The following is a 22,672-nucleotide window of genomic DNA, read 5'->3' as shown; positions in this document are numbered from 1 at the left end:
TTTGATGAGTTTTTATTTTTTTCCGCGCGATAAATTATTTTGGATTTATCACTGCTCAGTATTAACCGTACTGAGCCTGTTGCAACTTGTCGGATTTATTCTCTGGCGCGAGCAAGTATGGTTCAACATTGTGGGTGGCTTGCTCTGGTTGCCGTTGTTCACCCTGGCGGTGCTCTGTTACCGAAAACTGTATAAAAAGTTTAATTGGCAATCGTTAAGCATCCTTAAAACAATTCCGTTAGTCATGGGCTATGGTGCCGTTTCGGGATTCGCCGTGGCGATTGTTATGTTGGGTATATTGATCCCCCTATTTTGGGACCCACTGGTTAATGCACTGTCATCGGTGGATGCAACGCAAAACATGCGGCACCACATCGCCAACATGGTGGTGAGCAACGGGTTTATCACCCAGTTGGTTATTTGCGCCTGGATCTCCATGTATATCAGTGTCACCAGCAACAAACGTATCAAAGAGACAGAGCTAATAAACCTGCGCCTGCAGAACAGTCTGCGCGAGGCGCAATTGAGCAGCCTCGCCAACCAACTCAATCCGCATTTTTTATTTAATGCGATGAATAATATTCGTTTTCTGATTCACGAAAATCCTGAGCGCGCTGACCGCATGATTACCGAACTGTCGCAAATGCTGCGCTACTCATTGGAAACCAGCAAAAAAGATAAAGTATTGTTGAGCGAAGAAATTGCAATGATTGAACGCTACATCGACATTGTAAAAATCCAGCTTGAGGAGCGGCTGCAATTTTCCATGGCAATTGCACAGGAGCTGTACCAATATCCGGTGCCGCCAATGATGTTTCAAATGCTGGTGGAAAATGCCATCAAACATGGCTTGGATAATTTACGCCAAGGCGGCCGCTTGCGTATTACCGGCAACGAAGAAACAAATCACATTCGCTTTGATATAACCAACGATATTGCCGCTAGCAATAATAATTTTCCGCCGGGCACAGGCATCGGACTGGTTAACATCGAGCAGCGGCTAAAACTGCTTTATGGTGATCAAGCGTCGCTTAACCTTGCCAGCAGCGCCAGCGAATTCAGTGTGCTTGTGCGCATCCCCAAAGAGGCCCAGCTATGAAAGCGATTGTGGTAGAGGACTCGCGTTTGGCGCGTGAAGGTTTGATTAATATGTTGCGCAGTTTTGCTGAGCTACAAGTGGTTGGTGAAGCGGATCATCCTGCCAGCGCGTTGAAGTTAATTCAGGAACTAAAACCCGAGGTTATTTTTCTCGATATTCATATGCCCGGCGAAAGCGGTTTTGATCTGTTGGAAAAACTCGACTATATGCCGCGCATAATTTTTACTACCGCTTATTCGGAATATGCCATCCGCTCGTTTGATTATCACGCGGTGGATTACCTGCTAAAACCTATTAGTCAGGAGCGCCTTGCACTTGCCATTCATAAACTGACTGCCGGTGTTAATTATGACAATGGCAATTACGACAGTAGCAATCACCAAAGTGTCGGCAATGACAGCAAACCACCGCTGGATATCAACAGCCAGATTTTTATCAAGGATGGAGAAAAATGCCATTTGGTCGCGCTGAGTTCCATTCGCTATTTTGAAAGCTGCAAAAACTACGTGCGGTTATTTTTTAATGAACACAATGCCTTTATTAAAAAATCACTTAACCAAGTTGAAGAGCGCTTGCCCACAAAATATTTTTTCCGCGTCAATCGCCAATACATTGTTAATTTACAAGCAATCGCTTCGATTGAAGAAAGTATTGGCGATGGCTATGAAATTACCATGGACGACGGCAAACAAATCGAGATCTCCCGCCGCAACGCCCAGGAATTAAAAGAGTTGCTCAGTTTTTAATAGGTCAGTGATTGCCGGATTGGCGCTTGCGATATTGCTCCGCCATCAAACTCACAAACCGCTGCGCGCCCAAACCTAGTGGTCGCTCCCGCGACCAGACCAGATCAATCCACAGCTCCTCGCCATTGGTGAAGTTTTCAATGGGCAATTCCACCAGCATGCGGCCATTGAGATAGGGTTGCACACAAGCGCGTGGCAGCCAGGCCCATCCCAGTTCCGCCAGTACCAGCTGTAGCGCTACTTCGGGCTGATCGACCCGCCAGTAATGTTCGGATGCGATACAGAATTTATCGCTGGCGGATGGCTTATCGGCCTGGCTGCGGCTACCCACCATCACCTGCCGCACCGGGCGCAATTGATTGTCGTTGATGGTGCCTGCGGCAGAAACTTCCTGTAGCAGGGGATGGGTGCGGGCGATAACCGCGACCAGCGTTTCGCGGCCCACTTCCTGAAAGTTTTCGCGCCCATCGGCCGCCGGGCGCTCAAACACCAGCGCGAGTTGCGCGCTGCCCGTGTGCAGTAATTGCAGCGCGTCGGTCTGTGGGGCGGTGATGATCTGGGTCTCCAGCAGCGGATATTCTTGCGCGAGTATTCGCAGCGGTTCAACCCAGGGCGTGGCCTGCAACTCCGGTGCAATCACCAGCGTCAAGCGCGCCTCCAAACCCTGACTTAATTCCAGCGCCTGGGTATTCAGCTGCTGCAACTGGCTGATCAACAAGCGCGCTTGCGGTTCCAATGCGCGCGCCAGCGCCGTAGGTTTGGGTTCACGCCCGCGGCGATCAAACAACTCCAGCGCCAGCTCCGCCTCCAAATTCGCAATCGCCATACTTACCGCCGAAGGTACTCGCCCCAACTGACGCGCGGCGGCAGAGAAAGAACCGCTATCCAGCACGGCCAAAAACACGCTGATCGTCTCGGAATTAAATGCCCCATTCATCGCCATTACGCCTTTATCTGTCAGTAAAACTGATAGTAGCTAACTTTTTCTATCATCACAAAGCATAGAAACTAGCTGCGTTGTGTTGAGTAACAGATAACAACCTAGAGGTAGATATGCAGGGCATAAAACGGCGAGTGGTTTACGTCGGCTTGTACGAATTGGTGGCGATTATGCTTTCAGCCCTATTGCTGGAGTGGATAACCGGTGCTGGCGCCGCGCACTCGGTGGGTATTGCAGTGGCGGCCTCGGCCGTGGCGATGGTGTGGAACCTGGTGTTTAACTACGGCTTTGAACGCTGGGAACAGCGGCGCGCAAACCACGGCCGCAGTATTGGCATACGCCTGCTACATGCGCTGGGCTTTGAAGGTGGCTTGGTGATTTTTCTTGTCCCGATCATCGCACTCTGGCTGGACGTCAGTTTGCTGGAAGCGCTGCTCATGGACTTGGGTTTATTAGCGTTTTTCCTGGTATACACCTTTGTCTTTAACTGGGTGTTTGATGGGGTATTTGGTTTGCCGGTTCGCCAGCAGACCAACTGTTGTGCCTAGGGTATCGTGTCGGCACATACTGATTTTTAAACATCGGCAATAAACGGCGACTAGTTCGCTCGAAAAATAATTCCCGCCAGGCGCGATAAACAGTGCTGCGACAAATACCATTTCACCACCCAGTGCCCAATCCGAGCACTTACTTAAGACACCCCATGAAGGTGGCCCCGGTGTCGTTGCACTGCCGCAGTTGATGTTTACCTTTCCCCAAGGGCGTGATTAATTCAGCCCTTGACGCCTGCCCTGTGGTTATCAGCCGATGTTGATAACCACACTGCCCTGTTTATGACCGCCATCCACATAGGCATGGGCCTCGGCAATCTGCGCCAATGGGTAAGTGCGATCAATCACCGGTTGCAAGATACCCGCATCGGCCAGCGCCGCCAGTTCTGCCAGATCGCTGGCGCGTTCGGCGCAGGGCCCGGCGATCACCCGTTCGCGCTCCCAGAGTGGTAAATAGAGCGATTGCAACATTTGCGGCAGGGTCGCACTGACTGCGAGCAACCTGCCACCGGGTGCCAGTGCACGGCAACTTTCGGCCCAGGGCGCATTGCCCTGGGTATCCATAATCACGTCATAGCGCTCGCCACTGCGGGTGAAGTCTTCGCGCTGGTAATCCACTACCTCGTCCGCACCCAAGCGGCGTACCAGGTCGCGTTTGCTGTCGCTGCAGACCGCCGTGATGCGCGCGCCGTAGTGGCGGGCGAGCTGCAGGGCGGCGCAACCCACTGCGCCACTGGCACCATTAATCAGGATGCTTTCACCCGCCTGCAGCTGGCCGCGGCGCAAAAAATCCAGGGTGGTGGTGCCACCAAACACCAGGGTCGCAGCCTGGTTAAAATCCAGCTGCACCGGTTTATGGGCGATGGCGCCATTGGCATCCAAACAGACATATTCGGCATGGGCGCCCATGGTCAGACCGGTGAGGGCGATAATCGCATCACCTGAGTTAAAACGACTGACCTCACTGCCTACCGCCACCACAGTACCCGCCAGATCAACGCCAAGAATGGGTCGGCGCGGCGCGCGCATACCAAATACCAGCAGCGAGATCAGTCCAAACCCGAGTGGCATCCGCAGGCTGCGCAGGCGCACATCGGCGGAATTGACACAGCTGGCGTGGACTTTCACCAAGAGTTGGTTGGCCTTGGGCCGGGGCTGTTCCACCTCGGCCAACTGTACAACGCCGGGGGCACCATAGCGGGTATAAACGGCGGCTTTCATTGCATATTCCAGGTAGAGGCTATGGCGCGAGTATAGGTCGCCGGACTGGCGCTAAATGTAACTAACTGTAGGCGCTAGCCAAATATATCCAACTGCCCGGTACCGGTTTTGGCGGCAGGCGGAATGCTCAGCGGTTTGCGAAACTGGCTGCAATCCAGCTGCACAAAACGCCCGCTTTTGTTCAGGCCATAGCGTTTGAGTGCCTTGGCAAAACGCTGGCGGATCATATCTGCCCACAGCCCTTCGCCGCGCATACGGGTGGCGAAGTTGGCGTCGTAATCCTTGCCGCCGCGCATATCGCGAATGCGATTCATCACCCGCTGCGCCCGTTCGGGGAAGTGGGTTTGCAGCCATTGCTGGAACAGCGGGTTTACCTCCCAGGGTAGGCGTAGCACGGTGTAGCCAGCGGCGGTTGCGCCCGCACTGGCTGCCGCTTGCATCACCTTTTCCAGCTCCTGTTCAGTGATAAACGGAATCACCGGCGCCACACTCACCAGTACCGGAATGCCCGCCTGCGCCAGTTTTTCAATGGTTTGTAAACGCCGTGTGGGCGATGCGGCGCGCGGTTCAAGGGTGCGCGCAATGTGGTGATCAAGCGTAGTGATGGTGACCGCGGCGGCAATCAGGTTGTTGTCGGCCATAGGTTTGAGCAAATCCAGATCCCGCTCAATCAGTGCTGATTTGGTGATTATCCCCACCGGATGCCGGCATTCATCTAATACCTCCAGACACTGGCGGGTGATGCGCAACGCCCGTTCCACCGGCTGATATGCATCGGTATTAATGCCCAGCGCAATCGGGCTGGCCTGATACTGGTGATGGGCGAGTTCGCGGCGCAGCAATTCCGGCGCGTTGGTTTTGGCGTAGAGCCGGGTCTCAAAATCCAGCCCCGGCGACAGCCCTAAATAGGCGTGGGTGGGGCGCGCAAAACAGTAGACACAACCGTGTTCGCAGCCGCGATAGGGGTTAAGCGACACACTAAACGGCAAATCCGGCGACTGGTTGCGGCTGAGAATCGTCTTGGCGAGTTCGGCTGTGACACTGGTGTTGAGCGCGGGGTTGATATCGGTATCGTCGCTGTAAGCGGCCCAGCCGTCATCGACGGTTTCAATCAGTTGGGTTTCAAAGCGCCCCGCCATATTGCTCACCGCGCCCCGCCCTTTAATCGCCTGCAAGGGTTTTTCGATCCAGGGGGCGGGGTCGCTAAACTCCGGATAATCGTTGGTCATGGCCGCACCTCAAATACTGTATAAATAAACAGTAATCTTGAGCGCGAATTGGCGCTTTGGCAAGCCTTGGCGATTCGTTAGTCGCCTTTGATTTAACAAAAATGATTTCCCCTGCAACCTTTTCAAGCATTGCCCGTAAGTTCCTCCGACAACCAAATCCCAGGAGGAATTACCATGAACCCGCTTACTCGCACATCTTATCGCGCCTTGTTAATCGCGCTTTCCTGCACTGCCCTACTCAGCGCCTGTGGTGGCGGAGGCGGTAGCGGTGGAGGTGGTGGCTATTCATCCACGCCCGGCAGCACGGCCTACTCCAGTGTGGTCGCCAGTTCCATCGCACCCAGTAGTACACCGGCCAGTTCGGTCGCGCCCAGCAGTACGCCTTTATCCAGCGAACCTGCATCCAGTGCGCCGGCTTCAAGCTCGGTAGTATCCAGTTCAGCGTCATCCAGCTCGGTGGCACCGGCATTGGTACCGCCCGTGGTATTAATCGATAGCCAGCTCAATAGTGCCGATGGCGATTATTTTGTCGCAAGCGGTGAGGTGTTGGTGGGCATGCCCGAGGATTCCGGCAACACCAGTTTTGTCGCGCAGCTACAAAATCGCACTGGTTTTAGCCTCTACACCTTTGCCAATGACACCGCCGGCGTGTCCAACTGCAGCGGTACTTGCCTGGCCAATTGGCCGCCACTGTTAGCCAACCCGGGCGATCAAGCCAGCGCACCCTATTCGATTATTGAGCGCAGCATGGGCACCGCGGGCCCGGCATTGCAGTGGGCCTACCAAGGCCAACCCTTGTACTTTTTTATTGGTGATACCAATGCGGGTGAAACCACTGGCAAAGCCATCCCCAACTGGTTGCTTGCACGGCCAATGCCTACCCGGATTGTTGCCAACGCCACCCTCGGTAGTCATCTTGCGGCAGCGGGCAGTGTGAAATTGGCAGTGCCGGTTGACGGCGTTGAACAAACCAGCACCGCCGAGCGCAACGGGTTTACGCTCTATACCTTCGATAATGACACCGCTGGTGTCAGCAATTGTTCCGGTACCTGCCTCACCAATTGGCCAGCGTTAATGGCTCACGCCGGTGCCGTTGCCACCGCACCCTACAGTTTGGTGCAGCGCGCCAGCGGCGAAATGCAGTGGGCACTGAACGGCATGCCGCTCTACTTTTTTGCGGGCGATACCCAAGCCGGTCAAACCAATGGTGAAGCAATCGGCAATAACTGGTTTGTGGCGCGCACGCCTCCCGTTGCAGTGAATAATCACCCCACCAAAAACCGCTTGCTGGTTGCTCACGGCAATATCATCACTGCAGCTGGTGCGGCAGATAATTCCCGCCTCGATTTCACCCTCTACACCTTTGACGACGATACCCCCGGTGTCACTACCTGCTTTGGCGCTTGCCTCGCTGCCTGGCCTGCACTTTATGCACCGGCGGATGCACAAGCCTTTGGCGATTTCACCGTGATCACGCGCGATGAAACTTCCAAACAATGGGCTTACAAGGGTTTACCGCTCTACTTCTTTGTCGGCGATAACGCACCCGGTGATGTCACCGGCGAATACACCGATTGGACTATCGCGCGGCCATAAAAAATCGGGCACTGCAAATTTTGCAGTGCCCGTTTTGCTTTTTAGGCTACGACGCAATTAATAAAAAGAGGAGCAGACAAGATCATGAAATTATTATTTTTTGCACTGGCAATCGCGGTGTTAACCGCCTGCGGCGCTGGTTCCGGGGAAGGGTTAAATGAACAGGGGCTGCCCAGCACCAGTAGCAGCGGAAGTAGCAGTAGCGCAGCTGATGATGGGGTTACGCTGGCACAATTACAGCAAACCATTTTTGGTGCGATTTGCACCAACTGCCATACCGGCGCTAATGCCCCGCGCGGTTTGCGTTTGGATTCGGAGGAAAATTCCTACGCATTTTTAGTCAATCGCAGCGCTGATGAAATCCCCACCCTGATGCGTGTTAATCCCGGCAACCCAGATGACAGTTATTTAGTAAAAAAATTGGAAGGTGCTGCCGATATTGTTGGCGCGCGTATGCCACTGGGTGGGCCCTTTTTATCGCAAACACAAATTGATCAAGTGCGCAGCTGGATCGCCAATGGCGCCCCGCGGGTTGGCAGCGGTGCCGCCACTACCAAAGTAGCGCGCGCCAGTACCCAAAAAACCAATAACCAAATCACCGTGGAATTACTGTTTAGCCGTGCGCTGCAATTTGAATCCATTGCGCCGGAGAGCATTTCTATTTTTTATCACACGCTGAGCGAACGTCAGGCGGTGGAAGATTTTTCGCTGCTGCTTAACGATCAAACACTTTATCTAACCCTTAACAATATTCCTGCACAGGCGCTTCAGGTGGAAGTAATTATTCACGACCGCGAATTGCAGCAACTGCTCGATCACCAGTATCAAGTCGTCGATGGTGATGCCGATGAAATTCAGGGTGGAGGTTATCGCTATGTTTATGCACTGTAAAAAAATTATCGCTGCAGGTGCCGCGCTGTTGTTGTGCCTGTTGGCAAATACAGCCGCTGCAGAACCCTATCTGGCGGTGAAAAATAATGTGCAATGTTCCGCCTGCCATACCAACCCGGCGGGTGGTGGTGCACGCACAACCTATGGCGCCTGGTATGGTACGCATCAGCTACCGCAAACGGCGGGCAGCCTGAATTTATTTGATGCGGGAAAGTTGGGTGAAACACTGCGTATCGGCGCAGACCTGCGCACTAACTATTACCAATCAGATCGCGATGAAGGTGAAGACGCGCGCGGTTTTGAAACCCAATCCGGCCAGCTCTATGTGGTATTGCAACCCAAAGACTCGCGCTTTGCTCTCTACATCGATGAACAAATTGCTCCCGGCGGTGCGTTGAATCGCGAAGCATTTATTCTCACCAAATTAAACGGCCAGCACTTTTTAAAAGCGGGCCGCATTATGTTGCCCTATGGAATTCGATTGGAGGACGACAGCGCTTTTATCCGTCAGGCCAGCGGTTTCAATTTTGATACCGGCGATAACGGTGTGGAACTGGGTTTGCAGTACACCAAAACCCTGTTTAATTTTGCCATTAGCAATGGCAGCAGCGGGCTCAACAATGACGATAAAAATTTGCAGTTTTTATCGCGTGCGGAATACCTGGGTAGCAATTGGCGGATTGGTGCAACCGCGTTATATAACGATGCCGAAGCCGGTGCGCGCACCCAAGCGAATGTGTTTGGTGGATTTGTCTGGCAAGGTTTTGTGTTTCTCGCCGAGGCAGATTTAATTAAAGACGAATCTATTGAAAACATTCCCGGCGAATATCAACAGCAGCGTGTGGGTTTGCTGGAAGTGAACCGCGAAATCAGCAAGGGTTATAACGTCAAACTCACCACCGAGTTTTTAGATCCGGACACCAATATCGATGAAAACCACCGCGTGCGGCACTCATTGTTATTGGAGTACACACCCTTTGCCAACTTGCAAATTCGCGGCGGCCTGCGCCAAGGCGATGACATTCCCCAGCGCGCTACAGGGAATTATCTGGATATGTTTGCGCAGTTGCATTTTTATTATTGATGGAAATAGTTAGAGCTGGATTCCTGCGCACGCAGGTATCCAGTTTTAAACTAATTACAAATTAAACGCGTAATCCAAATAGACTTTGCGCACTGAACCTGAACCAGTTTCAGGTTCAAAATTGGCGAGGCGCAGTGAAATGCTGTGTTTGCGGTTGGGTTTGTAGACAAAATCCAAATCCAATTCGCGGCCGATGTTATTGCCCGCCACATCATCTTTAAAAAAGTGATAGGAGGTTTCTACCCGCAGGGGTGAGGCGCGCCATAATAAGCCGAGTGAAAAATTGCGCACGCCGCTATTGGGCGTGTTGCCTATTTCATCGGCCCAGCCTTCAAAATCGTGATTGGAACCCAACGGGGTAATAAACGCCGCGCCATTATTTGCACCGAGAATTTCGTAACGCGTGCTCAATTCCCAGCTGTTAAACCCGAAGCCGAGATCGAGCAAATAATAAGGCAAGTTTTCCGCATTGAGTTCAAAGCGATTTTGTTGCGCGGCTTCAATTTGCACGCGGTATTTTATGCGGCGGGCTTTGTAGTTAAGGTTGTAGCTCACACCAACCGTATTATTGGATGCGCTGGGCATGTCCCGGTTGTCGATGCGGTAGGCATAACCTACCACGCGGGTGTAGTCCCACTCATTCCATTCGAGCCGGGTGAGATGGCTATGGTGTTGGTGATCGCCAAAAAACGCGCTGTCTGGTGAGCTATTGCCGTTGCCGTTGCCGTTGCCGTTGCCGTTGCCGTAATCGTGTTCGGGTTGCGAATTTTTTCCATCAGCATCCTCACCAAAAATGCGGTTGGCATTGGCGATATAGCTGTAGGTAAAGTTTGAATTGCTGGCGAGTTTAAATTTGCCCAGTAGTGCATCAAAGGTTTGTTCGTTTTGCCAAAAACCATTGCCGCCAATAAAACGTTGGTTGTCAAAATTAATACGCTGGCGACCGAGATGAATTGCGGCAGCGTCCAGGTTTAGTGATAAAAAAACCTGATTAAGATCGATGCCATCGGGGTCGGGAATTAAGGGCTGGTTATTAAAGCGCGCACCGTCGCTGTGATCATTTTTAAAGGCGGTGCTGACCGCGTCCACTTCCACCATTGAATGGAAAATATCACTCCACTCTGATGCCACCGAACCACGCAATAATAGGGATGCTGCTTGGCCGGAATTGTCAGCATCGACATGGGCGTAACGCGCGCGGCTGCCCCACTCCCATTCATGTTCACCGCTTGCCACTGCACAGGGCGCTACACTGATTGCCAGTAAACTTGCTGCTAATAATCTCACGCTGTTACCTGCCTTTTATTATTGCCAGTCTTCCGCATTGCCATCGTGTAAAAACGTCACGCCAGTGAGTTTATCCATTTCTTCATAGAGTGGGTCGGGCATGGGGTTTTGTCGTGCGTCCATATATTTCAGTGCAGGCAAGTGATAAATATCCACATGCTCTACTGCATTATTAAACATGTAAATTTTTTCCAGCGCGGGTAAATCCCGATAGGTGAACTGCAGCAATTTATTGTCGTTAATTTTTAGCAGTTTGAGTGTGGGTAGCGCGTTTAAGTCCAGCGCTGTCATTTTATTGCCAAAAATATATAACTCTTCCAGCGCTGGTAATTCGCCCAGGGTTACTTGGGTAATTTTATTTTTAGCGAGGTTGATATGGCGCAGCAGCGGCAATTTTTCCAGCGTTGCATCGGTCAGCTGGTTGTTGTAGAGCGATAATTTTTGCAGCTGGGTAAATTGTTCGATGCCAGCAAGTGAGGTGATTTTTTTGGAGTGGCATTCAATCGCAGTAATATCGGCAAGGTTTTGCCAATTTTTTTTTGCCGCCAATGCCGCGACGCAATTTTTAAAGTTGGCGTCTGTTAACGGCAAATCCAGCGCGTGACTACACGCGCTGGAGAAGGTGAATAACAAAGCTAACAATAGTTTCCGGGTCATGCGTTTTTTAGACATAGCAGCGCGCCGCAGGCAGGGAAGATAGGGCGCATTATATGGCCTTATCCACCTGCGCGAGGAGAACACAGACACCTTTTGCCAGCACGATTTCACTCGGCTCATCCAGCGGTGAACCGCCTACATCCTCTTCCGTCAGAATCAGGTGCGAGGCGTCTTTAATCAAACGCCAATGGGCGACGGATAAGGGCAGCTGTTGGATATCGGTTTGCGCAAATACCCCGAGCGGCCGGATTTGCCCATCGCGTTTGGAAATCGCCCAGAGTTGCAGGTTTTTATCCTCCGCAATTTCCACGGCCTCCCATTTCAACCACAGCTGCGCGCCGCCGGTGGCGGTGAGTACGGTCAGCTGCGCCGCGCCCGTTTCATTAGTCAGCACCGCGACATAATCGGCATTGGGTTGCTGCATGAATTGTTGCAGCGGGTCGCGGGCGATTAACAGCCAGAGGCATACCGCGAGCATGACACTCGCAAAACCGGAGATACTCGGCCAGAGCCAGCTAAAACGCGGTGCTGTGCGCACCGGTGTTGGCTGCTGTAAGCGCGCTTCAATAGCGCGCCAGACTTCCGGTTCGGGGGTGATGCCCGTCTCGTGATCGCTCAGGCTCATGAGTTCTTCTTCCCAAAAGCTGACGTGGGTTTGCAAGGCGCTATCGTCGCGCAGGCGCGCTTCAAACTGCTGACGTTCAGCCCCGCGTAACACCCCCGAGACATAATCAAACGCGAGCAGTTTGTCGTCTAACGGTGAGTGTGGTGTTTTGCTTCCAGACATAGTTTTAACCTTTCGGCGCCGCGATGGAGCCAGGATTTAACGGTGTTGCTATTGGTGGCGAACTGTTCCGCAATCTGCTCGCGGGTATAGCCATACAAATAGGCTAGCTCAATACTGTGTTTGATCTTGTCGCCCAGGGTGGTCAGGCACTGGTGCAGGTGAAAGCGCAATTGACCCGCTGCGGCACTGGTTTCCGGTTCATCGCCACCGGGCAGTTCGTTCAAATCCTCATGCCAGTGATCCAGTTTGCGGTTGATACGCACTTCCTTATCCAGCCGATCCAGGGCCCGGTAGCGCACGATACTGGCCATCCAGGTCAGTGGTCGCGCGAGCTGCGGCCGGTAACTGGAAGCGTTGTTCCAAATTTGCAAAAACGCCTCCTGTAATACCTCATTGCCCAGTTCCCGCGACTGCAAAATGCGTTGGGCGACGGCGTTCAAATAGGGGCTGACCCGCTCAAACAACTGCTTGAGCGCGGCCTGGTCGCGCAGGGCGCAGCGGGCGATGAGGTTGATGAGCTCCTCGTCCTGATGTGGGGTGGTGTCAGTCATGCGGGATTGCATCCTCAATTATTGTGCTTAATCCCAACTACGGGTTTGCGGCGGAAAAGTTGCAGCTAACTTAATACAATTTATCGTCATACCTGCGAACGCAGGTATCCAGCTCCCCTGCAAACTACCTTATGGATCCCCCGCGTGCGTGGGCATGACCTTAAATACTTATCACCACTTCAGGTTTTCTGCGCAAACTGATGCACGGGAGTGCCTTTTTTTAGCAAAGATGAGGCTGTGGTAGGTCGGGTGAAAGTTTACTGCCACGTCGGTTACTCACCCTCAGCGTTACTCATTATGCCTCTAATAATTAACGATAAAGGTACTCGCTATGTTCAATATCAATCGCTATACCGGCGTGCTCTTTGCGCTCGCCACCCTGATCGGCGTTAGCATTACCAGCGCCGCCACTGCCAAGCCTTACAAGGCGGCGGAAATCTACTCCAAGCAAACCTACAAATACGGCCGCTATGAGATGCGCATGCGCGTCGCCAAAGGCAGCGGGGTATTGTCTACTTTTTTCACCTACAAAAACGGTTCCGAGCAGCCGGGCACTTTTTGGGAAGAGATCGATATCGAGATCTTCGGCAAAAACAACGCTACCCAGTGGCAGAGCAATGTGATTATTGGCACCAATCGCCCCACCACCAAAACCGAAGGGGTACACACCATGCCCTATTCGCTGGGCGATGGTTACAACACCTATGTGCTGGAGTGGACCCCCAGTTACATCGCCTGGTTTGTCAACGGCACCCAAGTGCGCCGCATCAACGGCGGCCAGTTTGTGACCAGCCTGACCAGCCCGCAAGACCTGCGTTTTAACCTTTGGGCGGCCAATATTGCCGAGTGGGTCGGCCCCTGGAACGACAGTATTTTGCCGGTGTACCAGTTTGTGAATTACATCGAATACAAACCCTGGAATGCCTCTACCAACAGTTTTGGCACAGGTTGGCGCGACGACTTCAACAGTTTCGATACCAACCGCTGGAACAAAGCCAACTGGACTTTTGGCGAAAACCTGGCGGATTTTGACCCCAATAACGTCGTCGTTAAAAACGGCATTTTGGTATTGGCCCTGACCCGCGAAGGCCAGACCGGTTATACCGGTACACCGCCGGCCGATGGCGGCACTGGCGGTGGAAGTGGCAGCAGTAGCAGCGCCCCCGCTACCTCTATCACTATTCAGGCGGAAAACTTTAACGAAGTCGGCGGCAGTGTGACTGTATCGGGCGGCACCGTGGGTTATATCGATGCCGGTGAATGGTTCAAATACAACAATGTGAATATCCCGCAAACCGGGACTTACAAGGTTGAATACCGTGTCGCCTCGGCGCTCACCACCGCGCAGTTCACGCTGGATCGCAACGGCGTAGGCTTAGGCACCATTAGCGTGCCCAATACCGGCGGTTGGGGTACTTATCAAACCATCTCCCACAATATTTACCTGACCGCCGGGGTACAGAGTTTGGCGATTTACGCCAACAGCGGTGGGTTTAATATCGATTGGCTCAAGCTTACTAAAATCTAGGTTTTCTCCCCTCGGGGTTGGCGTGCCGCTGCTGGTTGCCAACCCCTTTTTTGTCTTGATGAGGATTGTGTTATGCGTCGTTTCTTCCGGGTATTGCTGGTCGCCAGTGTGGTGATGATGGCGAACCTTGCCAGCGCCAAAGCGTACAAAGGTGCGGAAATCTACTCCAATGACAGCGTTTTGTATGGCCGTTTTGAAATACGTATGCAGGTGGCGAAGGGGAGCGGGATTTTATCCACCTTCTTTACCTACAAAAATGGCTCGGAAGTGGGTAATACCTTTTGGGAGGAAATCGACATTGAGGTCTTTGGCAAAAACAACGCCACCGAGTGGCAGAGCAATATTATTCTGGGCAGCTCGCGCCCCACGCTTCATGTTGAGCAGGTGCACAGCCTGACGCAATCGCTGGGCGATGCCTATCACACCTATGTGCTGGAGTGGACGCCGGATTATGTCGCCTGGTTTCTGGACGGGGTGGAAGTGCGCCGCATTACTGGCACCAGCACCGTGACCAGCCTGACCAATGCGCAAAGCCTGCGTTTTAACCTCTGGTCGTCGGAATCGGCGGAGTGGGTTGGCCCCTGGGACCCCAGCATTCTGCCGGTATACCAATTTATTAATTACATCGATTACCAAGCCTACAACGCCACCACCAAAACCTTTGAAGGCGGTTGGCGCGACGACTTTAACAGCTTTGATAGCAGCCGCTGGGGCAAGGCGAACTGGAGTTTTGATACCAACCGGGTGGATTTTGCACCGGAAAATGTGGTGGTGAAAGACGGCATTCTGGTGCTGGCGATGACCACCGACGCGGCGCTGGGTTTCAGCGGTACACCGCCAGCGGATAACCATGTGGTCAGCAGCTCCAGTGCACCTGCCAGCAGTAGTTCCGTTGCAAGCAGCAGTCTTGCCCAGAGCAGTGTGGCGCAAAGCAGCAGTTCGGAAACGAGTGCCGTACAGAGCAGCGAAGCTGCCAGTTCAACGGCGCTGTCATCGTCATCGGTTGCCGCAATCAGTTCGGCTGCCGCCAGTTCCAACGCGGCGACGGGCAGTAATTCTGGTAGTGGAGGCGGCGGTGCGATGCATGGCCTGTGGTTGGCCATGCTCGCCGGGTTGTTGCTGCTGCGGTTATTAATCCAGATAGGCCGGGCGCGGCGCATTCATATTGCGCTTTAAGTTCAGCGTCATTTCATCCGCTAATACTTCCTCTTCACCCGCCTCCAAACCCTCGAAGGTGCGCTGCACTATCAGCGCCGCGGGGGTTTTGGGCGCATCAATTTTGGCCGTCATGTCGGTATCCACATAACCCATATGCAGCGCCATCACCTGGGTATTCTGCCCGCGCAATTCCAGGCGCAAGCTGTTGGTCAGCGCCCAGGCGGCCGATTTACTCGCCGAATAAGGTGAAAACTCCACCGGCGCGTACCAACTCACCAGCGACAACACATTGATAATCGCCCCGCCGCCATGACCGGCGAGCAGCGGCGCAAAGGCTTTGCACAGGCGCAGGGGGCCGTAAAAATTGGTGTCAAAGTGCTCGGCGCAACTGGCCTCGCTGTTATTGGCGAGAAAGCTGCCAAAACGGGCGACACCGGCATTGTTGATCAACAGGGTGACATCGGGGCATTGTGCGGCGATGCGCGCGACATCATCGTCGCTCGTGACATCCAGCTTGAGTTTGATGACCCCGTCGAGTGGGATAGAGTGCGGGTCGCGGGCGGTGGCGTACACCTTGCGGGCACCGCGCGCCAGGGCGGCGCGGGCAAATTCCAATCCAATACCGCGATTGGCTCCGGTGATTAATACAACTGCATCTTTGATGTTCATCGTCTAATTCCTTAACGTTGGTTTGATGGTAACCGGCTCGATTGTAGCGGGCTTGACTGCGCCCGCCGCCTTAGAGTTTAGGGCGCGAGCCGCGCTTTTTCTTGGGTGGATAAAAACTGGCTTCGCCCTCGGGGCGGGTTTTGAAGCGGCGATGTACCCACAGGTACTGCTCCGGCGCCTGACGAATTGCCTGTTCCAAAATTAGGTTGATACGTGTGGCGTCCGCAATATCGTCGCCACTGGGATAATTTTCCAATGCTGGCTGAATTTCCAACCGATAGCGACCACCGGGTTCACGGAAACAAAAAAATGGAATCACCGCGCACCCGGAAAGTTTGGCAATACGCGATGTCGCCACCACTGTCGCGGCCGGTACCCCGAAAAATGGCACAAATACACTGTGGTTGCGGCCATAGTCCTGATCCGGCGCATACCAAACAATCCGCCCTTGACGCAGGCTCTTGATTAACTGGCGGGTGTCATCGCGATTGATGGCCGAGCCATTTACCCGCGAGCGCGCCTTGGCTATGGCGTAGGCCATCAAGGGGTTAGGGTCGGCGCGATAGAGCACATCGGCATCTATGTGGTAGGCCATAATGCGGCCGCTGATATCAATGGTGGTCAAGTGACTGCCGCACAACAGCACGCCCTTGCCTTGCGCCTGTGCCTCGGCAATGTGCTCCAACCCGCTAATCTCATAACGATTGCGCATTTTGTCCGCCTGGCCCCAGAGCCCAATCGCGGTCTCGGTAATACTCAGCCCGGTAGCCACCAACGTACCGCGCACCATTTTGGCTTGTGCTGCTGCATCCAGCTCTGGAAAACAAAGTGCAATATTGATTTCCGCATAGCGTCGGCGCGACTTGGCCAGGTAGTAAAACAATAGCCCCAAGCCACGGCCAATAAACTGGTTCGCCTGAACCGGCAACTGGGCAATTAGCCAGAAAAAGCCCAACACCAACCAGGTTGGCCAGAAGCGTGGCAGCAAAAAACGGCGGTTCAAGGGGGGCAACTGTGACTTGTCCAAGTGGTATTTCTCTCTTGCGATGGGGTGCGGCGGCCGATTATAACAACCTCAACCTGCAGCGTCCCCTGCAGGTGATTATTCGGCGCCCTCTGCCGGAGCTTGGGGCACTCCTCCCTGCTTGCGAAATTCCGCCGCAGAGACTCCGGTATAGCGTTTAAAAAAGCGATGGAAAGACGACTTACTGTTAAAACCCGACTCGAGCAAAATATCCAGAATATTCAAATGAGCAAACGCTGGATCAAGCAGCATTTGTTTAGCGCGCTCTACCCGATAACCATTCACAAATTCAAAAAAATTGGTGTTGAATTCACTATTGATAATGCTCGATACCTCGCGGTAGTGAATGCCCACCTGCCGCGCAAAATCTTCAATGGTTAAATTCTGGGTTAAATAAAGTTCTTGTGTTTCCATGGTGGTGCGAATACGCGCAATCGCCTCCGGCGAGGGTGCCGCAATCACTTGTGGCTCTTTGGTGCCGGGCGATTCCCGTGTCAGCAGCAACTCGTGGGCGTAGAGCAAGCTATATACAAAAAGTGCGTTCACCAACAAAAAGGTAATGTAATTATCGAAGATGCCAAAACTATCGGCGATCGCAAAACTCACGCTCTGCCCGAGTAGATGCACGATGAGTGACCACAACCAATTGAGCGCAAAACCCAAAGTGAGCAACAACAACCAATAAGGCCCCTGCAAACTCAGACTCGAATAAAATTCTTTCAGTTGTTGTTTGTAGCGATAAATTTCCAGCACGGCGGCAAAGGCATAAGCGACCGGTAAAAACTTCAGGTAATGCCATAAATAATTGGCAAGCTGGGCAGAAAATTCATTGTGTGCATTAGGCAAAAAACGCAAACGGTCGCTATCCAACTCGCCCCACAATACCAAGCCCACTACCGCCACTAAATTCAATAAATGCAGTGCATCTTTTGCGCGCAGTGAAAAATTCGCCCGCGTAATTGCCACCACATACAAATACAAAAACACACTTTTACCCACCAAGGTTGTCACCAACCCGAGCGCCAGCGTTATTTTGGCCAGCTCACTGTGCGAGTGAATATAGTCATTCCACAACACCATATTGCACAGCGCACTGGCACCCACGCACACAAAAAACCCCGACAACAACTGCGACGCCACCGCTTTTTGTTTGGACAGCAGCCACTGGAAAATCACCAGCAGCACACACACCGCCAGGGTGAGTACGAGGATTAAATCGTGAATATTAAAAATCGGTGTTTTCATAAGCTCTTTAATGCTTCTTAATGTGGTGATACTGAAACAGCAGGATCAATAAAAATAAACCTGCTGTCTGTGGGCACTATTATTACCCAAACCGTTAACAGTAACTGATCGCTGCTGCTGGTCAATCGCAAACGGCTTACTGGGGTATGGACTGAGCAAGCGGGTTGCAGTTGGTGAGCTGTTGTTCATTTGTTCAACACTAAATAATAACCCGCGCCGAAATGCTTCCAAATTTTTACTGCGAGCAGCATAGTTTCCATAGTCAGGCGAAGCGATACCCACCAGAATTTGGCCAACCGGGTTATAGGGGTTGAATAAATAATGTACTTTATTTTTTGGCACAGATTCTTGTCGTAATTGTTGGGTGTACTCGGTGAAAGCTACTTCAAATTCATTAACAGGGACATCCAAATTGTCCAATGCCGATTTTACCCTGGCTGCTAACTGATTTACCGTATCCTGCTTTTTATGCGTTAGGTTAATCACCAACTTCTCGGAAACTTTGGTTAGCCGTTGGTCAAATTGAGCTTGATAAACTGTATGTCCATATTTCCATTCACCTATCAAGCAGCGATACATGGACAGCTCATCGTCAGTAAAGGGTTGGTGCATGCTGGCGTCTAGGGGCATTTTTCCATCGTGAAGTAAAAAATAATTAGTCCATAAAAAATTATTTTTAATTGCTACCGAAGCAATCATTTTTCCAATCAGGGTATCGCTATCTTTTAAAACACCGCGCCAAAACCGCAGGTCGCGATCCAATAACTTGCTTAAATACCCATTATCATTTGGGGTGATGTTGGCAAATGCGCTAATAAAAATGATGCGCTGTGCCTTCATCACCTCGGCATATTTTGGCAATGGCAAACGAATATCCAATGCAGATAATTCCAGCCAACCACTATGCGCAATTAATTGCCGGTAGCGATCATTAACCCAGGGTTGATTGTTCTGCCATTCATCAATAAGTGTTTTATTTTTTTCAATGGCATTAATGCAATCCTGCGTAACCTCGCTGCACAGATTAACCAGTTCAGCAAACTCCGCGGGTAAATTTTCCTGAACAAGGTAACTCGCTTGAGGGAACTCCAAGTTCTCCTCCGATGAAGACGAGATAACCTGCTGTGACCATTCAACCCGTTCAAGTCCAATTGCTTTAGGGTCTTCAGTTTCAGCGACATCAAACCCCAATAAAAACAAATAGCCGTTGTCAGCAACCGCCGCGCGATTGTTCCATGCCTGTTCAAACTCCACCACCGTTGCAGAAGGTGGTTTATCGCGTAAGTTAATTATCACTACAGCGACGACATAGACGATTAGCAGTGAAAAAATAACCACTAAAAATTTGGCTAATATGTTTAGCGATTTTCCTAGCATGATTGTCCCATATTAATAGTCATGAACTACAAACTTGCCATTACTGCCCGCGCCAGCCCCACACAATAATCGCCATGCCCACCAAGGCGACACTGGCCCCCCGCCCAATCGTAAACCGAGAGTTTTACTCCATCCACATAACGCAGCCACAGCAGCGCGGTTGCCACATAAACACCGCCATAAGCGGCATAGACCCGGCCACTGGCAGCGGGGTGCAAGCTGAGCAACCACACAAACAGTGCGAGGCTCGCGGCGGCGGGAATTAACAATAAAATCGAACCGCCTTTGCGCAGCCACAGGTAAGGCAAAAAGCAGCCGATAATTTCCGCGAGCGCAGTGGCGACAAATAACAGCGAGGTTTTGAGCATGGAGAAGCGCCTTGTTGGCAAGCCGGGGGTGGGATGTTAAAGCAGTTGGGCGCATTTAATAAGTTGCTGTGCGTCCATGCAGGCTAATAAACTCACTTCATTCACCTTTCTATGGAACGCCGTTTATGTCCCGAGTGCGATTGTTGTTAGTGTTGCTGCTGGCCTGGGCACCGCTTGCCCAAGCCGAAAAAGTCACCATCGCCGCCGCCGCTGATTTGAAATTTGCGCTGGATGAACTCCTGGTCGAGTTCAAACAAACTCATCCCAAGGATGAGGTTGAAGTGATTTATGGCTCCTCTGGTAAGTTTTATACTCAGATCCAACAAGGTGCACCCTTTGATGTGTATTTCTCCGCCGACATCGAATTCCCGCGGCGCCTGGCAAAAGCCGGTTTTGCGGCGTCCGAGGTCAAGCCTCATGCCTTTGGCCGTATTGTGCTCTGGAGTGCTACCCAAGATGCCAGCCAAATGAATCTCGCCAGCCTGACCGATCCCGCCATTAAACGCATCGCCATCGCCAACCCCAAGGTCGCGCCCTACGGCATGCGTGCGGTGGAAGCCCTGAAGCAGAGCGGCTTGTGGGACAAGGTGGAACCCAAACTGGTGTACGGCGAAAACATCGCCCACACCGCGCAATTTGTGCAAAGCGGTAACGCGCAGGTAGGCATTATCGCCCTCGCGCTGGCGCTCAACCCGGAGCTGGCGCGCAAGGGCGGTTACTGGCTGATTCCCGACGAACTACACGCGCCGTTGGAGCAGGGTTTTATCATCACCAAACGCGCAGAAAAGAATGAGCTGGCGCAACAGTTTGCGGATTACATGGAAAGCAAACCCGCGCGCGACGTGATGACCCGCTATGGGTTTGTATTGCCGAACGCGCCAGCTGGAGAAGTAGATGCTCACTGACGGCGACCTGCAAGCCCTGTGGCTCACGGTGCGGCTCGCCGCCATAGTCACGTTTATCCTGCTGTTAATCGGCACGCCCATCGCCTGGTGGTTGGCGCGCACCAAATGTTGGTGGAAGGGGCCAATCGGCGCGATTGTCGCCTTGCCGCTGGTATTACCGCCCTCGGTATTGGGCTTTTATTTGCTGTTGGCGATGGGCCCCAGCGGGCCGGTGGGGCAGTTGACCGAAGCGCTCAATATCGCGCCCCTGGCCTTTACCTTTTGGGGGCTGGTGTTGGCCTCGGTGTTTTATTCCCTGCCATTTATGGTGCAGCCGCTGCAAACCGCGTTTGAGGCAATTGGCGAGCGCCCGCTGGAAGTGGCGGCGACTTTACGTGCATCGCCGTTCGATGCCTTTTTTACTGTCGCTGTGCCCTTGGCGAAACCGGGTTTTATCACTGCCTCCATCCTCACCTTTGCCCATACCGTTGGCGAATTTGGGGTAGTGCTGATGATTGGCGGCAATATTCCCGGCGTGACGCGCGTGGCCTCAGTGCAGATTTACGACTACGTGGAAGCGCTAAATTACAGCCAAGCGCACCGGCTGGCGCTGGTGCTGCTGGTGTTTTCCTTTGTGGTATTGCTGGCGATTTATGCGGGTCGCCGTTTCCGCCCTGTAAGAGGCGTGTGAGATGAGTGACCTGGACATTCAAGCGCGCTTTCAACTCGCATGGCCGGGCTTTGCGCTGGATGTGGATCTGGAATTGCCCGGGCGCGGCGTTACCGCATTGTTTGGCGTATCCGGCTCCGGTAAAACCACATTGTTGCGCTGTATCGCCGGGCTGGAGCGCGCGCCGCAGGGCCGGTTGGTGGTGGATGGCGACATCTGGCAAAGCGACCAACAATGGCTGCCGACCCACAAGCGCCCGCTGGGTTATGTGTTTCAGGAGGCGAGCCTTTTTAGTCATCTCTCGGTGCAAGACAACCTTCACTATGGCTTGCGGCGCAGTCGCCGTTCCAGTCACACCAGTCTGGACCAGGCCATCGAACTACTGGGTATCGGCCACCTGTTAACCCGCAACCCGGATTTACTTTCCGGCGGCGAACGCCAGCGGGTCGCCATCGCCCGCGCCCTGGCGGTCAGCCCCCGTTTGCTGCTGATGGATGAACCCCTCGCCGCGCTCGACCTGCAGCGCAAACGCGAAATTTTCCCCTACCTTGAGCGCCTGCACCGCGAGTTGGACATGCCGGTGCTCTACGTCACCCATTCGCCCGAAGAGCTGACGCGGCTGGCGGATCATTTGGTGGTGATGGAAAACGGTCGCGCCATCGCCAGCGGTAATTTGGGCGAAACCCTTTCACGGCTCGATTTGCCGATCCAATTAGGTGAAGACGCGGGGGTGATTATCGAGGCGACTATCGGCGCTGTGGATAACGAATGGCACCTGGCGCGGGTGGATTTTGCCGGTGGCAGCCTCTGGGCAAAAGATCAGGGTCTAGCGCCAGGCACCTCAGTGCGGGTACGGGTACTCGCGCGCGACGTCAGCTTGGCGGCACAGCAAACTGCCAGCAGTATCCAAAACCAAATGCCCGGCCAGATCGATGCCATAGGCGAGGATGAACACCCCGGTTTGGCACTGGTGCGCGTGCGTATCGGCGACACCATCTTGCTCGCCCGCCTGACCAAACGCGCCATAGCGACACTCGATGTCGACCCGGGTAAAACCTTTTGGGTGCAGATAAAATCGGTCGCGCTGTTGCAGTGAGTGCTGCTCACTCA

22 protein-coding genes and 1 pseudogene are annotated in these 22,672 nt (G+C 53.0%); 11 read left to right on the top strand and 12 right to left on the bottom strand.

Going from position 1 to position 22,672, the window contains the following annotated elements; genetic code table 11:
* The first annotated feature begins 4 nt into the window (after window positions 1-4).
* Together O59_RS02130 and O59_RS02125 are read left to right on the top strand one after the other, a co-directional pair.
* Window positions 5-1,099, top strand: a complete 1,095-nt coding sequence (locus tag O59_RS02130; RefSeq protein ID WP_007639039.1) for a sensor histidine kinase — start codon at window positions 5-7, stop codon at window positions 1,097-1,099.
* Entirely contained in the window at window positions 1,096-1,845 is a 750-nt protein-coding gene (locus O59_RS02125) for a LytTR family DNA-binding domain-containing protein (RefSeq protein ID WP_007639038.1), read from the top strand. The genes O59_RS02130 and O59_RS02125 overlap by 4 nt, the downstream gene beginning before the upstream one ends.
* 4 nt (window positions 1,846-1,849) lie before the next feature.
* On the opposite strand, the gene O59_RS02120 is transcribed toward O59_RS02125, so the two are convergent.
* Complete coding sequence (locus tag O59_RS02120) at window positions 1,850-2,782, bottom strand: LysR family transcriptional regulator (RefSeq protein ID WP_040391043.1); 933 nt, start codon at window positions 2,780-2,782, stop codon at window positions 1,850-1,852.
* Between the two features lie 116 nt (window positions 2,783-2,898).
* On the opposite strand from O59_RS02120, the gene O59_RS02115 reads away from it, so the two are divergent.
* Window positions 2,899-3,333 (top strand): PACE efflux transporter, encoded by a 435-nt coding sequence (locus tag O59_RS02115; RefSeq protein WP_007639036.1) that lies wholly within the window; start codon window positions 2,899-2,901, stop codon window positions 3,331-3,333.
* 252 nt (window positions 3,334-3,585) lie between these two features.
* Here O59_RS02115 and O59_RS02110 read toward each other — a convergent pair whose 3' ends face one another.
* Together O59_RS02110 and O59_RS02105 are read right to left on the bottom strand one after the other, a co-directional pair.
* Complete coding sequence (locus tag O59_RS02110) at window positions 3,586-4,557, bottom strand: NAD(P)-dependent alcohol dehydrogenase (protein WP_007639035.1); 972 nt, start codon at window positions 4,555-4,557, stop codon at window positions 3,586-3,588.
* 74 nt (window positions 4,558-4,631) lie between these two features.
* Complete coding sequence (locus O59_RS02105; RefSeq protein ID WP_007639034.1) at window positions 4,632-5,786, bottom strand: PA0069 family radical SAM protein; 1,155 nt, start codon at window positions 5,784-5,786, stop codon at window positions 4,632-4,634.
* Between the two features lie 174 nt (window positions 5,787-5,960).
* On the opposite strand from O59_RS02105, the gene O59_RS02100 reads away from it, so the two are divergent.
* From O59_RS02100 to O59_RS02090, 3 genes are all read left to right on the top strand, one after another.
* On the top strand, window positions 5,961-7,382 hold the full coding sequence (locus O59_RS02100; protein WP_007639032.1) for a lipoprotein: 1,422 nt from the start codon (window positions 5,961-5,963) through the stop codon (window positions 7,380-7,382).
* An 84-nt stretch (window positions 7,383-7,466) separates the two neighbouring features.
* Window positions 7,467-8,273: a hypothetical protein gene (locus O59_RS20820; RefSeq protein ID WP_007639029.1), complete on the top strand. Its 807-nt coding sequence runs from the start codon at window positions 7,467-7,469 to the stop codon at window positions 8,271-8,273.
* Entirely contained in the window at window positions 8,230-9,357 is a 1,128-nt protein-coding gene (locus O59_RS02090; RefSeq protein WP_198284735.1) for a hypothetical protein, read from the top strand. The genes O59_RS20820 and O59_RS02090 overlap by 44 nt, the downstream gene beginning before the upstream one ends.
* A gap of 54 nt (window positions 9,358-9,411) precedes the next feature.
* Here the strand turns inward: O59_RS02090 and O59_RS02085 are convergent, their stop codons facing one another.
* The 4 genes from O59_RS02085 to O59_RS02070 are packed head-to-tail and all read right to left on the bottom strand — an operon-like array spanning window position 9,412 to window position 12,639.
* Entirely contained in the window at window positions 9,412-10,644 is a 1,233-nt protein-coding gene (locus O59_RS02085) for an alginate export family protein (RefSeq protein ID WP_007639027.1), read from the bottom strand.
* 18 nt (window positions 10,645-10,662) lie between these two features.
* On the bottom strand, window positions 10,663-11,316 hold the full coding sequence (locus tag O59_RS02080) for a leucine-rich repeat domain-containing protein (protein ID WP_007639026.1): 654 nt from the start codon (window positions 11,314-11,316) through the stop codon (window positions 10,663-10,665).
* A 34-nt stretch (window positions 11,317-11,350) separates the two neighbouring features.
* Window positions 11,351-12,088 (bottom strand): anti-sigma factor domain-containing protein, encoded by a 738-nt coding sequence (locus O59_RS20815; protein ID WP_007639025.1) that lies wholly within the window; start codon window positions 12,086-12,088, stop codon window positions 11,351-11,353.
* A complete protein-coding gene (locus O59_RS02070; RefSeq protein WP_007639024.1) occupies window positions 12,055-12,639 on the bottom strand; it encodes an RNA polymerase sigma factor in 585 nt (194 codons plus the stop codon). Before O59_RS02070 ends, O59_RS20815 begins: the two co-directional genes overlap by 34 nt.
* A 331-nt stretch (window positions 12,640-12,970) precedes the next feature.
* Here O59_RS02070 and O59_RS02065 point away from each other — a divergent pair, with 331 nt between their 5' ends.
* Window positions 12,971-14,167, top strand: a complete 1,197-nt coding sequence (locus tag O59_RS02065; protein WP_007639022.1) for a carbohydrate-binding protein — start codon at window positions 12,971-12,973, stop codon at window positions 14,165-14,167.
* A 72-nt stretch (window positions 14,168-14,239) separates the two neighbouring features.
* Window positions 14,240-15,343 carry a family 16 glycosylhydrolase gene (locus tag O59_RS02060; protein ID WP_007639021.1) on the top strand — a complete coding sequence of 368 codons (1,104 nt, stop codon included), beginning with the start codon at window positions 14,240-14,242 and terminating at the stop codon, window positions 15,341-15,343.
* On the opposite strand, the gene O59_RS02055 is transcribed toward O59_RS02060, so the two are convergent.
* From O59_RS02055 to O59_RS02035, 5 genes and pseudogenes are all read right to left on the bottom strand, one after another.
* Complete coding sequence (locus tag O59_RS02055) at window positions 15,299-15,994, bottom strand: SDR family oxidoreductase (protein WP_007639020.1); 696 nt, start codon at window positions 15,992-15,994, stop codon at window positions 15,299-15,301. The two genes, O59_RS02060 and O59_RS02055, sit on opposite strands and share 45 nt — an antisense overlap.
* A gap of 70 nt (window positions 15,995-16,064) precedes the next feature.
* A complete protein-coding gene (gene lpxL, locus O59_RS02050; RefSeq protein WP_157152435.1) occupies window positions 16,065-17,021 on the bottom strand; it encodes an LpxL/LpxP family Kdo(2)-lipid IV(A) lauroyl/palmitoleoyl acyltransferase in 957 nt (318 codons plus the stop codon).
* A gap of 75 nt (window positions 17,022-17,096) precedes the next feature.
* On the bottom strand, window positions 17,097-18,263 hold the full coding sequence (locus tag O59_RS02045) for an AraC family transcriptional regulator (RefSeq protein ID WP_007639016.1): 1,167 nt from the start codon (window positions 18,261-18,263) through the stop codon (window positions 17,097-17,099).
* A 45-nt stretch (window positions 18,264-18,308) separates the two neighbouring features.
* The gene (locus O59_RS02040) at window positions 18,309-19,640 is read right to left on the bottom strand and encodes a hypothetical protein (protein WP_007639014.1); all 1,332 of its coding nucleotides are present in this window, start codon (window positions 19,638-19,640) and stop codon (window positions 18,309-18,311) included.
* Between the two features lie 40 nt (window positions 19,641-19,680).
* Window positions 19,681-20,008 (bottom strand): annotated as a pseudogene (locus O59_RS02035) (YnfA family protein).
* Between the two features lie 125 nt (window positions 20,009-20,133).
* On the opposite strand from O59_RS02035, the gene modA reads away from it, so the two are divergent.
* Genes modA through modC form a run of 3 tightly spaced genes read left to right on the top strand, consistent with a single transcriptional unit; the run spans window position 20,134 to window position 22,658 of the window.
* On the top strand, window positions 20,134-20,913 hold the full coding sequence (gene modA / locus O59_RS02030) for a molybdate ABC transporter substrate-binding protein (RefSeq protein ID WP_040391038.1): 780 nt from the start codon (window positions 20,134-20,136) through the stop codon (window positions 20,911-20,913).
* The gene (gene modB, locus O59_RS02025) at window positions 20,903-21,583 is read left to right on the top strand and encodes a molybdate ABC transporter permease subunit (protein ID WP_007639011.1); all 681 of its coding nucleotides are present in this window, start codon (window positions 20,903-20,905) and stop codon (window positions 21,581-21,583) included. Before modA ends, modB begins: the two co-directional genes overlap by 11 nt.
* 1 nt (window position 21,584) lies before the next feature.
* A complete protein-coding gene (gene modC, locus O59_RS02020; RefSeq protein WP_007639010.1) occupies window positions 21,585-22,658 on the top strand; it encodes a molybdenum ABC transporter ATP-binding protein in 1,074 nt (357 codons plus the stop codon).
* The last annotated feature ends 14 nt before the right edge of the window (window positions 22,659-22,672 follow it).

This window comes from Cellvibrio sp. BR (genome assembly GCF_000263355.1).
GTDB lineage: Bacteria > Pseudomonadota > Gammaproteobacteria > Pseudomonadales > Cellvibrionaceae > Cellvibrio.
The sequence above is the reverse complement of the archived record's forward strand: the minus strand, read 5'-3'. Positions and strand labels throughout refer to the sequence as shown.